The sequence below is a fragment of the Steroidobacter gossypii genome, from assembly GCF_016801985.1.
GTDB classification, from domain to species: Bacteria; Pseudomonadota; Gammaproteobacteria; order Steroidobacterales; family Steroidobacteraceae; genus Steroidobacter; species Steroidobacter gossypii.
On the sequence record NZ_JAEVLS010000001.1, the window covers coordinates 1,198,763 to 1,211,012 of the forward strand.

The following is a 12,250-nucleotide window of genomic DNA, read 5'->3' on the forward strand; positions in this document are numbered from 1 at the left end:
TCAAACTTCCGCGGCGGCGCGTTCAGCGGGGACCTTGTTCATCATCGGAAAGCCCAGTGCCTCGCGCGTCTTGTAATAGGTCTCGGCAACTTCCTTGGCCAGCGCCCGCACACGCAGGATGAAGCGCTGCCGTTCAGTCACCGAGATGGCCTTGCGAGCATCCAGCAGATTGAAGGTATGCGAGGTCTTGAGCATCTGCTCGTACGCCGGCAACGCCAGTCCGCTCTCCAGCAGCTTTTTGCAAGCCGCTTCGTGGTCGTCGAAGTGCCGGAACAACAGTGCGGTGTCGGCCAGCTCGAAGTTATATTTCGACTGCTCCACTTCGTTCTGGTGATAAACGTCGCCGTAGGTCACGCGACCCAGCGGCCCGTCGGCCCACAGCAGGTCGTACACGCTCTGCACACCCTGCAGATACATCGCGAGGCGCTCCAGGCCATAGGTGATTTCGCCCATCACCGGTTTGCAGTCCAGTCCGCCCACCTGCTGGAAGTAAGTGAACTGCGTGACCTCCATGCCGTTCAGCCAGATTTCCCAGCCCAGGCCCCAGGCGCCGAGGGTCGGCGATTCCCAGTTGTCCTCGACCAGCCGGATGTCATGGGTGAGCGGATCGAAGCCCAGCGCCGCCAGCGAGCCGAGATACAGCTCGACGATGTTGGGCGGCGACGGCTTCAGCACCACTTGGAATTGATAGTAGTGCTGGAGCCGGAAGGGATTTTCGCCATAGCGGCCGTCAGTGGGTCGGCGCGACGGCTGCACATAAGCTGCACTCCAAGGCTCCGGGCCAACGGCTCGCAGCAGCGTGCCGGTATGGAAGGTACCCGCACCCATTTCCATGTCGTACGGCTGCAGGATCACGCAACCCTGCTGCGACCAGTACGACTGAAGGGCGAAGATCAGGTCTTGAAAGGTCCGCGGAGGGACGACGGCTTTCGGTGCGGCCATCTCGAGTCCGGTTGGTTGGTGGGCGGGCGAAAAGCGCGCGAGTATACCGTGCGGCCTCGGTTCAGGACGGTTTGCCACAGTTTGGGGCCTTGCCGCCGCGGCTCGTGCACACGTATGGTGCGTGCACCGCCGCACGTGCTCCAATTTGGGGCGGCGATTTGTAAGCTTTTCGCTCGAGCCCGGCCAGAATCCAGCGTTTGCGCCATGACGGTGCGCTGGCATGCTTCCTGCAATTTTCGACTTTGCAATTTCACCCCTTGAACAACTTCCTGGCGTCGTAGCGGCGAGCGGCCCGGGACCTACCAATCTCGCTGTCTACCGGAGGAGAACTCATGACGACCCCCGCTGAAGTCCTCAGCATGTTGAAAGAAAAGGAGGTCAAGTATGTTGATCTGCGCTTCACGGACACGCGTGGCAAAGAACAGCACGTGACCGTGCCGGCGCACACAGTCGATCAAGGCTTCTTCGACGACGGCAAGATGTTTGACGGTTCCTCGATCGCCGGCTGGAAGGGCATCAACGAGTCCGACATGGTGCTCATGCCCGACGCCAGCACCGCGGTGGTCGATCCGTTCTTCGAGGAAACCACGCTGATCATCCGTTGCGACGTGCTCGAGCCCTCCACCATGCAGGGTTACGACCGCGACCCGCGCTCCATCGCCAAGCGCGCCGAGGCCTACCTGAAGTCCACCGGCATCGGTGACAAGGCGCTGTTCGGCCCGGAAAACGAATTCTTCATTTTCGACGACGTGAAGTACGGCACCACCATGCAGGGGTCGTTCTTCGAGATCAATTCCGTCGAAGCCGCCTGGTCGTCGGGCAAGAACTACGAAGGCGGCAACATGGCGCACCGCCCGGGCGTGAAGGGTGGTTATTTCCCCGTGCCGCCGGTCGATTCCTTCCAGGACATCCGCTCGGCCATGTGTAACGCCATCGAAGAGCTGGGCATGAAGGTCGAAGTGCACCACCACGAAGTGGCGACCGCCGGCCAGTGCGAAATCGGCGTGAACGCCAACACGCTGGTGAAGAAAGCCGACGAAGTGCAGTTGCTGAAGTACGCGATCCACAACGTCGCGCACGCCTACGGCAAGACCGCGACTTTCATGCCGAAGCCCATCGTCGGCGACAACGGCAGCGGCATGCACGTGCACCAGTCGATCTCCAAGGACGGCAAGCCGCTGTTCGCGGGCGACAAGTACGCGGGCCTGTCGGACCTGGCGCTGTACTACATCGGCGGCATCATCAAGCACGCCAAGGCTATCAACGCGTTCACGAACCCGAGCACCAATAGCTACAAGCGCCTGGTGCCGCACTTCGAAGCGCCGGTGATGCTGGCGTACTCCGCGCGTAACCGTTCTGCTTCCATCCGTATTCCCTGGGTCTCGAACCCGAAGGGTCGTCGCATCGAAGTGCGCTTCCCGGACTCGACCGCGAATCCGTATCTCGCGTTCGCGGCCATGATGATGGCTGGCCTCGACGGCATTCAGAACAAGATCCACCCGGGCGAAGCCGCGGACAAGGATCTGTACGACCTGCCGCCGGAAGAAGCCAAGAACATTCCGGAAGTCTGCTACTCGCTGGAACAGGCGCTGCAGGCTCTGGATGCGGACCGCGGCTTCCTCAAGGCCGGCGGCGTGTTCACGGACGACGTGATCGATGCCTACATCGCGTTGAAGATGCAGGAAGTGACCAAGGTGCGTATGTCGACGCACCCGCTGGAGTTCGAGCTTTATTACAGCGTCTGAAAACAGTCGCAGCAGTCAGCGGCAATTCAGCTCCCGACCAGCAATTCCGGGAGCGGCCGTCGATGCGGTTTTCGAGAATGGTGACGGCGGTCACAAATGCGCCGTCGCCGCTTTTGTCAGGTCGAGGTGGAGCGGCTATGCTCATTACATATGCGTACGGCGCTTTATGTTCTCCTCGCACTGGCGGCACCGGCTTTCGCCGGGCAGACCGTTTACAAGTGGGTGGACGAAAAAGGCGTCACTCATTTCTCGGATCAACCCATGGCCGGGGCCGAGAAGGTGGAGCTGAGCAGCGGTCCAGCTCGCTCCGCGGAGCCTGCACCTTCTTACTCTCCGCCGGCGCAGCAAGCGCCTGTCAAAAAGGGTCCGGCCTATTCCCGCCTGGCCATCGAGAGCCCACAGCAGGACGAAACGATCGTCAATACCGGCGGTGTGGTCGGTGTGCGTTTGGCCATCTCGCCGCAGATCGAGGCCGCGCACGTGGTGGCGTTGTATCTCGATGGCGCGCGCGTGGAAGATTTCCCGAAACAGGGAACGAGCTACGAATTCTCCAACATGCCTCGCGGCACACATACCGTGAAGGCAGTGATTTCAACGATTCAAGGTGCGGTGGTTCAAGAAACGCCGCCGGTGACATTCCATGTGCGACAGGAGTCCGCGGCGCAACCGCCGGTCGGTCCGACACTGCGCCCGAACCCACCCAAACGCACCGTAGGCAACAAGCTGCAGACCAAGCAGCCCACCTATGCGGCCTTGAACGGCGGCATGCCGAAGATGGATCCGCGCACCAATCTTCCGGTGCCGACCAAGAGCGAAAAGCCCAAGACGTTGCCCGCGGGCCCCAAGAATCCTGGCGGCTCCAAGGACAAGGACTCGACGCCTCCTCCGAACAGCGGCAAGTAACGCTTCTCGCCGATCTCGCGCCGCTCGTCCGAGCGGTCGCTTTGTCTCGGGCGCGGTGAAGGCGCCCATGGCTGCACAGCCCTCCAACCTGATGGCAAGCGTCATGGCTGATCCCGGACGCATTCTCGACGGCCTCAGCACCAGCGTGCTGATCGTCGATCGCGATCGCTCGCTGTTGTATCTGAACGTTTCCGCGGAAACGTTGTTTGGCGTCAGCCGCAATCAGGCACGCGGTCGGCCGCTGGCTGAACTGTTGGAAGATTCGGCCGTGCTCGATGCGGTGATCGATCGTGCCGCGGCGACATCGCGACCCTTCTCACGCCGCGAGCTGGCGCTGCGACCTATTTATGGCGATGGCGAGCTCATCGTCGATTGCACGGTCGCGCCCTATGAAGAGAGCGGCGCGCCGGGCGCGGTAATGATCGAAATAAGCGATGCGACTCAGCATCAGCGCATCACCCGCGAGACTGCCTTGCTCACGCAGATTGGTGGCAGCCGGTTGATGATTCGCCAGCTCGCGCATGAAATCAAAAATCCCCTCGGTGGTTTACGCGGCGCGGCTCAATTGCTGGCACGGCAGCTCGATGACGCATCGATGCGCGAGTACACGACCGTCATCATCAGCGAAGCTGATCGGCTGGTGACGCTCGTAGATACATTGCTCGGCCCGGGCCATGCGCCACGCAAAGAATCGATCAACGTCCACGAACTGATTCAGCACGTGGGTCATCTGCTCGCGGCCGATGCGCCACCCGGCGTGGTGATCGATCGCGACTACGATCCGAGCCTGCCGCCGCTGCATCTGGACCGCAATCTGATCATTCAGGCGATGTTGAATCTGGGGCGCAACGCCATGCAGGCGATCGCCCAAGGGTTGAGTCAGAACATTTATCCAACCGGCGGTCGCGGTGGACGACTGGTGTTGCGCACTCGCGCACTCACCAACGTCAACATCGGCGCACGCCGGCATCGATTGGTCGCCAGCGTGCAGTTCGAAGACAACGGGCCCGGCGTGCCCGAGCATCTGCGCGACACTTTGTTTTATCCGCTCGTCACGGGGCGAGCCGACGGTACTGGACTTGGTCTGGCAGTGGCGCAAGACCTGGTGAGTCGTCACGACGGCCTGATCGAATTCGAGAGCAGGCCAGGTCAAACCATCTTTACTATTTTGTTGCCATTCCATGTTGCAGACACCGGTGAAACCTCTTAACGTCTGGCTCGTCGACGACGACGCCTCCATCCGCTGGGTCCTGGAGCGCGCGTTGCGCCAGGGCGGCATGGCGCCAACCGCGTTCGATCATGCGGATAGCGCGCTGGCCGCACTACGCCGCGATCGGCCCGACGTGTTGATTACAGACATTCGCATGCCGGGTCGCAGCGGTCTCGAGCTGCTCACCGAGATTCGCGATAGCCAGCCGGAACTGCCAGTCATCGTGATGACGGCGCACTCGGATCTCGACAGCGCGGTGGCTGCCTATCAAGGCGGCGCGTTCGAATATCTGCCGAAGCCCTTCGATATCGATCAAGCAGTCGACCTGGTGCGACGCGCGGCTCAACAGCGCATCCGCGTCGAAGAGGCATCGACGGAGGCGCGACGCATTCCCGAGATGCTCGGCCAGGCGCCGGCGATGCAGGAAGTGTTTCGCGCCATCGGTCGCCTGTCGCGATCGAGCATGACGGTGCTGATCACGGGCGAGTCGGGCACTGGTAAGGAGCTGGTCGCTCGCGCTCTGCATCGTCACAGTCCTCGCGCCAACAAGGCGTTCATCGCGCTGAATACCTCGGCGTTCACGGCCGATCTGCTCGAGTCCGAACTGTTCGGTCACGAGAAAGGCTCGTTCACTGGCGCCGATGCGCAACGCCGCGGCCGATTCGAACAGGCGGATGGCGGCACGTTGTTTCTTGACGAGATCGGCGACATGTCGCCGCAGTTACAGACTCGATTGCTGCGCGTGTTGGCCGAAGGTGAGTTCTATCGCGTGGGTGGCCAGACGCCGGTGCGAGTCGATGTGCGAGTGATCGCGGCGACTCACCAGGATCTGGCCGAGCGAGTGAAGCAGAACCTGTTCCGCGAGGATCTGCTGCATCGATTGAATGTGATTCGAATCGAAGTGCCGCCGCTGCGCCAGCGACGCGAAGATATTCCGGAGCTGCTGGTGCACTACCTGATGGAAGCGGCGGTCGAGCTCGGCGTCGAACCCAAGACGCTGACGCCGGAAGCGGCCGCGGCGCTGTCGAACTTCGACTGGCCCGGCAACGTGCGTCAGCTCGTGAATGCCTGCCGCCGTTTGACGGTGACGGCCCCTGGTCGCGAGATCAAAGCGGAAGATATTCCCAGCGATCTCGGTGGCGCGCCCGGGCCTGCGAAGTTGCAGGACGAATGGACCCGTCAGCTCACCAACTGGGCTGAGAAGCGCCTCGCCGCCGGCGAGACCCCGCTGCTCGACGACGCCATGCCCGAATTCGAGCGGACTTTGATTCGCGCCGCCTTGCGTAAGGCCGAAGGCGGCCGCCAGGAGGCGGCCAAGTTGCTCGGCTGGGGTCGCAATACGCTGACCCGCAAGCTCAAAGAGCTGGCGATGGACGACGAATAACGCCGCCGCGGATCTTGCTTATCTCTAGCGCTCTGCCACCGAGGCAGAGCCGCTGCTAATCTCCGCACTCTGAGGATAGGGCGTGCGGCCGATGCAGCGCTTCGACAACTCCTTGCGAGTGGGGCGGCGCCGTCGAGCGCCGCCAAGATCAAGTTGCGGCTTGCAGGGGCGCCGAGTTGTTTCACGTCATTCTTTTTCAGCCAGAGATTCCGCCGAACACGGGCAACATCATTCGCCTGTGCGCCAACACCGGTTCATCGTTGAATTTGATACGGCCGCTCGGTTTCGATATCAGCGAGAAAGCAGTCCGGCGCGCGGGCATGGACTACGCCGATCTGGCAAATGTTCGTGCGTGGGATTCGCTGGACGAATGTTTCAAAGCGCTGCCGGTGCAGCGCTGGTTCGCGATCTCAACTCGCGGCAAAACCCGCTACGATCAGCCCCGCTTCATGCCGGGCGACGCCTTCGTGTTCGGCCCCGAAACCCGCGGCCTGCCGCAAGAACTGCTGGAAACCTGCCCGGCCGATCAGCGTCTGACCATTCCCATGCGCCCCGGCAATCGCAGCCTGAATCTTTCCAACGCCGCCGCCGTGGTGGTCTACGAAGCCTGGCGACAACTAGGATTCGCCACCTAGCCTACCCGCACCGCTGCTCCTGCCGAGGCCCGAGCCTGAACCTTCCATCGCAAGGCGTTTCGCGCCCTTCGGGGCCAAGTGCGACGCTTGCCGAAGGCGGCAGCATGTCATTTTGAGCGCATCCGCGAGATGGAGGGATTGTTCTGAAGCCCCGCAGGAAAAAATATATTTCTCCCCTCCCGTTCACGGGAGGGGGCAGGGGGTGGGTCTTCCGGCCGGCTAAATCAAACATCCTGCTCGGGCTTGAGCGCCCGGCTCATCAATTCCTTCACCGCGTCCTTGGGCGAGACACCTTCATAAACTACTCGATAGACCTGCTCACAAATCGGCATCTCCACACCAGCACTCCGCGCCACATCTCGCACAGCCTTGGCTGCAAGCACGCCTTCGACCACCTGCCCGATGGTCTTCTGAGCAGCGTCAACCTTTTCACCCGACGCCAAGGCCAATCCAAACCGCCGATTGCGCGACTGATTGTCCGTGCAAGTCAGAACCAGATCACCCAACCCTGCCAATCCCATGAATGTTTCTTTACGCGCACCGAGCGCCACACCCAAGCGCGTCATCTCGACCAGTCCGCGGGCAATCAGCGCAATGCGCGTATTCGCCCCAAAGCCAAGGCCGTCGGAAATGCCCGCGCCAATGGCCATCACATTCTTGATCGCCCCGCCAACCTCGACGCCAATGACATCCGTCGATGTATAAGCGCGGAAGTTCGCTCCTGAAAACCGCTGCGCCAGTTCCGCCGCGTAACTCGAATCCGACGCTGCGATGGTCATGGCCGTCGGCAACCCAGCGCCGACTTCACGAGCAAACGTGGGCCCGGAAATCACCGCCGTGAGCACGCGTTCACCAAGAACCTCGCGCGCAACCTGATGCGGCAGCAAGCCGGTGGAGAGTTCGAAACCTTTGGTAGCCCAAGCAACGCGTGCAGCCGCAGGTAAATGCGGAGCGATCTCCTGCAGCATTCCGCGCAGCGCATGACTCGGGACCGCCACGATGACAACGCGGCTGACCTGCAAAGCGCCTTTCAGATCGGGCTCGATGCGCAGCTGCTCGGGAAATGGCGCATCCGGCAAATAGCGAGTGTTACGCCGCTCACGTTGCAACTCGGCGAGACGAGCCGCGTCGCGTCCCCACAGCAAGGTAGGAAGCGCGACGCGAGCTAACTGGATCGCCAGCGCCGTGCCCCAAGAGCCGGCGCCGAGCACAACCGATGTTGAGCCTTCGGGTGCCGAGCGGGCAGCCTCTGGCGCGACAGACATGGTGGGATCAGTTGACGGAAGTGGCGCCCGGAGCGTCCGGCTGCTGCTGTTGAGCGCGAGCAGCGGCTTGCGCGTACAGCGCATCGAAGTTCACGGGCGGCAGCAGGAACGGCGGGAAACCGCCTTTCATCAGCAGATCGGAAATCACCTGGCGCGCATACGGCAGCAGGTAATTCGGGCAGAAGATACCCAGCAGCCGGCCCATGTCCGCCGGCGGCACGTTGCGAATGCCGAACGCGCCCGCCTGCTGCAGCTCGACCAGCCACAGCGTCTTGTCGGCGGCCTGCGCTTCGACGCGCACGGTCAGCACGACTTCCTTCATGTCGCCGCCGATCTCGTTGACCGCGGTATTGAGGTCCAGCTTGATGGTCGGATTCGTATTCGGATTGACGCGCGGGCCGTTGGGCGCTTCGAAGGACACGTCTTTCAAATACACCGCCTGCGGCGCGAACTGCGGCGCATTGGGATCGGCGGTCTGGCCGTTGGCCGCAGGTACTTCGTCAACCATGATGTCGGATCCTCTATCGCGTTCGTCGAATAGTCGTGTGTACGGGCATCCCGCCCGGCGCCGCTCGATCGCTGCCGAACGGCGATCTTACTTGGGCAATTGGGCGAGCAGTTTATCCAATTCGCCGGCACGGTCGAGCGCCGCGAGGTCGTCATAGCCGCCGACGTGACGTTCGCCGATGAAGATCTGCGGCACGGTGCGGCGGCCGCTCCGCTGCATCATCTCTTCACGCTGCTTGATGTCCTCGTCGATCTTGATTTCGCGATAGGTCGCGCCCTTGCGTTCGAGCAGATTGCGCGCGCGCTGACAGTAGCCGCACCAATCGGTCGAATACATGATGATTTCGCTAACTGCGCTCATGAATGCTTACCGTCCTTCTTGGCGGCGCCTTTCACCAGGGGCAGGTTCTCCTGTCGCCAGCTGTTCAGACCGCCACTCAACGTCACCACTTTGTTGAACCCGGAAGCGCGCAGCTGACGCGCGGCTCCGGCCGAAGTGAAGCCGGCATCGCAATACAGGATGACCGGCTTTTCCTTGAATTTCTTCAAGGAATCCGCGCGGCTGGCAATTTCAGCCGCAGGGATGTGGCGCGCCTCGATAATGTGTCCGGCCTCGTAGTCCTTGCCGTCTCGAACGTCGACCACCAGCGCACCGCTGTTTTGCAGCCGGACTGCGTCGGCCGTGCCGATGCTGCTCGCGCCGCGAGCGCGATGACGCATCTCGATCACGATGGCGAGAACGGCGAGAATCGCCGCAGCGGCGACCAGGAACGGATGGTTGGTGGTGTACTCAAAAAATCGATTCATTGCAGCAGGTCGGGATTCCGCCCGGAAGGCTGGCAAAAGGGCGCGAAGTATAACAGCCGAGTCACTCCGCCGAGTTCCTCGTCCGGTGCTCGCCCTCGGGCTGGCGGCCATGCTGTGCACAGTTGGGTGGGGAACGGGCGCTTTTCAAGCCCGGGCCGCCGCGCCCACCCCCGCCGCCAAGGAAGCCGAGCTCAAGCAGGTTCGCAACCGGATCGACTCCATTCGCCGCTCCATCCAGGCCGAGGCCGAGCGCCGCGACGCCCTGGCCGGACAGGTCCGGGAGGCGGAACTGAAGATCCAATCGGCTCGTGAGCGCCTTGCCGATGTGCGCGCCCGACGGATCGCCTCGGAAAACCGCCTGGCCGATCTGAAGGCCGAGCAAAGGGCCACCAGCAAGAAGATCGACGACGAACGCGATGCGCTCGGCGCCGAGGTGCGGGTCGCCTACATGAACGGCCGGCAGGAGCAGCTCAAGCTGCTGCTCAACCAGCAGGATCCGGCGCAGCTCGGACGCATGCTGGCGTACTACGGTTATTTCGGCCGGGCGCGCGCCGAACGCATCACCGCGATCAGCGAACATCTGGCGCATCTGGAGCTGGTGTCGGAAGGCATCGCCAAGGAGACAGAGCAACTGCGCGCGCTCGAGGAAGATCAGGCGCGTGACGTAAAAGCGTTGGCCGGCGCACGCGATCAGCGCGCACGAACCCTGGCCCAGGTGCAATCCAAAATAAAAACGCGCAACGACGAGCTGAGCAAACTGCAGCGTGAAGCGCAGGCGCTGGAAAAACTGGTGGAAGAACTGCGACGCGCGATCGAAGAATTCCCCGAGCTCGCCGAACAACCGTTCCAGCGAGTCAAAGGCAAACTTCCCTGGCCGGTGAAAGGCTCGGTGCTGGCGCGTTTCGGACAGCTACGCGCCGGCGGTCCGCTGAAATGGCAGGGCATGGTCATCGCCGCCGATCGCGGCACGCAAGTGCGCTCGCCTTACTATGGCCGCGTGGTGTATGCGGACTGGTTGCCCGGCCTGGGGCTGTTGGTCGTGCTCGATCACGGCGGCGGGTATATGAGCCTGTATGGTCACAACGAACAGGTGTATCGGCGCGTCGGCGATCGCGTGTCGCCCGGCGATCCGCTGGCGGCGGTCGGCGAAGCGTCCGGCTTTGGCAAATCCGGTCTGTATTTCGAGATCCGCAAAGGTCGCACGGCGCTCGATCCAGGGCCGTGGCTGGCGAAGTAGCCAGCGAGTCATGCAATCGGAAAGGCGCGGCGGCGCGAACAGGTCCAGGAGCTGCCTTGGCGTCGGCGCCACGTGGTCAGCGGATTCAGCGGTGAACTGATTGCCGCCGCCGCCGTCCGACTGACAGCCTTGGTCTGATCGCTTGGACCCAAGTCACAGTTCGAGGAGGGTGGCCCGGCGGGTCGGTCGCGCCTTGGGCATTCTTTGAACGGCGTCCGGATTTCGCGCGCCTTCGGCCGCATTGTCGCCGGCAATTGGACGTGTACTATGTTTAAAGGCCCTGCAACTTGAAGTCTCATCCCCTCAGTGTCATGTCACGGGTAGTTATGCCGGTTCGGTTCGCGCTGATCCTCGGGGTCGGCGTGGTCGTGGGCTTTGGCCTGTCGGTGGGGCGGACGGTCCAGGCGCAGCGGCAGATCGATCCTCCGGTGCTCGCCAGCAGCGCCGACCCGCGCATCGGCAATAACGAGAAGGCCGTGCCATGGCAGGACGCACGCCTGCTCGCCGAAGTGCTCGAGCATGTGCGCAGGGAATATGTCGAAAACATTTCCGACCAGGAACTGATCGAAGCCGCCATCCGCGGCATGATCGCCGACCTGGACGCGCATTCGGCATTCCTCGATCCGCAGGAATTCGACGAGGTTCGTATCAGCACCACCGGGGAATATTCCGGCGTCGGCATCGAAGTCGCGCTCGAGAACGGCGTGGTCAAAGTGGTGAACCCGATCGAAGGCACACCGGCCGAGAAAGCGGGCGTACTGCCGGGTGACACCATCGTCGCGGTCGACGACGTGCCGGTGAGCGTCGACAATCTCAACGACACGATCGATCGCATGCGTGGCAAGGCCGGCACGTCGGTGAAGATCAGCATCGCGCGCGCCGATCAGAAAGACCCGCTCGAATTCACGCTGTCGCGCGCTCCCGTGCAAGTTCACAGTGTGCGTGATCAGTTGCTCGACGACGGCGTGGGCTATGTCCGCATTTCGCACTTCAGCGAAACCACGGCCCCGGATCTCGAGCGTTCGCTGGCCAAGCTGAAGAAAAAGAACGGCGCTCCGTTGAACGGCCTGGTGCTCGACCTGCGTAACAATCCCGGCGGCGTGCTCGAAGCCGCGGTCGGTGTTTCAGATGTGTTTCTGGAGGACGGCGTCATCGTCACCGCCAACGGTCGCGCCGCCGATGCCCGCTTCGAAATGGACGCTCATCCTGGCGACGCGCTCGAAGGCGCCCCGATGGTGGTGCTCGTGAACGGCGGCTCGGCGTCGGCGTCCGAGATCGTCGCGGGCGCGCTGCAGGATCATCGCCGCGCCACGCTGGTTGGCCGCCAGACTTACGGCAAGGGTTCAGTGCAAACCGTTGTGCCGCTGTCCGATGGTCATGCCATCAAGCTGACGACATCCAAGTACTTCACGCCCTCGGGCGCGTCGATTCACGAGAAAGGCATCAAGCCGGACGTGTTCATCGACGAAAAAGACCTGCCGACGCCCAAGGAAGGCGCCGACGTGTCCGACAGTTACGGCGACCTCAAGGAAGACTACGAGCTGCAGGCGGCGCTCACCACGCTGCAGCAGAAGGCTCGCGGCGCGATTCGGCAGAGTCGCGCGCCGTAGTACCT

12 protein-coding genes are annotated in these 12,250 nt (G+C 62.5%); 7 read left to right on the forward strand and 5 right to left on the reverse strand.

Annotated elements, in window-relative coordinates; translation table 11 throughout:
- The gene (glyQ, locus tag JM946_RS05155) at positions 1-942 is read right to left on the reverse strand and encodes a glycine--tRNA ligase subunit alpha (protein WP_203166060.1); all 942 of its coding nucleotides are present in this window, start codon (positions 940-942) and stop codon (positions 1-3) included.
- A 332-nt stretch (positions 943-1,274) separates the two neighbouring features.
- On the opposite strand from glyQ, the gene glnA reads away from it, so the two are divergent.
- The 5 genes from glnA to JM946_RS05180 all read left to right on the forward strand — a co-directional run bounded on the left by glnA (position 1,275) and on the right by JM946_RS05180 (position 6,819).
- Positions 1,275-2,687 carry a glutamate--ammonia ligase gene (gene glnA / locus JM946_RS05160; RefSeq protein WP_203166061.1) on the forward strand — a complete coding sequence of 471 codons (1,413 nt, stop codon included), beginning with the start codon at positions 1,275-1,277 and terminating at the stop codon, positions 2,685-2,687.
- Positions 2,688-2,837: 150 nt separating this feature from the next.
- On the forward strand, positions 2,838-3,590 hold the full coding sequence (locus JM946_RS05165) for a DUF4124 domain-containing protein (RefSeq protein ID WP_203166062.1): 753 nt from the start codon (positions 2,838-2,840) through the stop codon (positions 3,588-3,590).
- 67 nt (positions 3,591-3,657) lie between these two features.
- The gene (gene glnL / locus JM946_RS05170; protein ID WP_203166063.1) at positions 3,658-4,800 is read left to right on the forward strand and encodes a nitrogen regulation protein NR(II); all 1,143 of its coding nucleotides are present in this window, start codon (positions 3,658-3,660) and stop codon (positions 4,798-4,800) included.
- Complete coding sequence (gene ntrC, locus JM946_RS05175) at positions 4,787-6,184, forward strand: nitrogen regulation protein NR(I) (protein WP_322110897.1); 1,398 nt, start codon at positions 4,787-4,789, stop codon at positions 6,182-6,184. The genes glnL and ntrC overlap by 14 nt, the downstream gene beginning before the upstream one ends.
- A 176-nt stretch (positions 6,185-6,360) precedes the next feature.
- The gene (locus tag JM946_RS05180) at positions 6,361-6,819 is read left to right on the forward strand and encodes a tRNA (cytidine(34)-2'-O)-methyltransferase (protein WP_203166065.1); all 459 of its coding nucleotides are present in this window, start codon (positions 6,361-6,363) and stop codon (positions 6,817-6,819) included.
- Between the two features lie 224 nt (positions 6,820-7,043).
- On the opposite strand, the gene JM946_RS05185 is transcribed toward JM946_RS05180, so the two are convergent.
- From JM946_RS05185 to JM946_RS05200, 4 genes are all read right to left on the reverse strand, one after another.
- Positions 7,044-8,084, reverse strand: coding sequence for an NAD(P)H-dependent glycerol-3-phosphate dehydrogenase (locus tag JM946_RS05185; RefSeq protein WP_203166066.1), 1,041 nt, complete (start codon positions 8,082-8,084; stop codon positions 7,044-7,046).
- A gap of 7 nt (positions 8,085-8,091) precedes the next feature.
- A complete protein-coding gene (gene secB / locus JM946_RS05190; RefSeq protein ID WP_203166067.1) occupies positions 8,092-8,592 on the reverse strand; it encodes a protein-export chaperone SecB in 501 nt (166 codons plus the stop codon).
- 87 nt (positions 8,593-8,679) lie between these two features.
- Positions 8,680-8,952, reverse strand: coding sequence for a glutaredoxin 3 (gene grxC, locus JM946_RS05195; protein WP_203166068.1), 273 nt, complete (start codon positions 8,950-8,952; stop codon positions 8,680-8,682).
- On the reverse strand, positions 8,949-9,398 hold the full coding sequence (locus JM946_RS05200; RefSeq protein WP_203166069.1) for a rhodanese-like domain-containing protein: 450 nt from the start codon (positions 9,396-9,398) through the stop codon (positions 8,949-8,951). Before JM946_RS05200 ends, grxC begins: the two co-directional genes overlap by 4 nt.
- A gap of 109 nt (positions 9,399-9,507) precedes the next feature.
- Between JM946_RS05200 and JM946_RS05205 the strand changes: the two genes are divergently transcribed.
- Positions 9,508-10,635: a murein hydrolase activator EnvC family protein gene (locus JM946_RS05205; RefSeq protein WP_203166070.1), complete on the forward strand. Its 1,128-nt coding sequence runs from the start codon at positions 9,508-9,510 to the stop codon at positions 10,633-10,635.
- A gap of 311 nt (positions 10,636-10,946) precedes the next feature.
- Complete coding sequence (locus tag JM946_RS05210; protein ID WP_218042588.1) at positions 10,947-12,245, forward strand: S41 family peptidase; 1,299 nt, start codon at positions 10,947-10,949, stop codon at positions 12,243-12,245.
- The last annotated feature ends 5 nt before the right edge of the window (positions 12,246-12,250 follow it).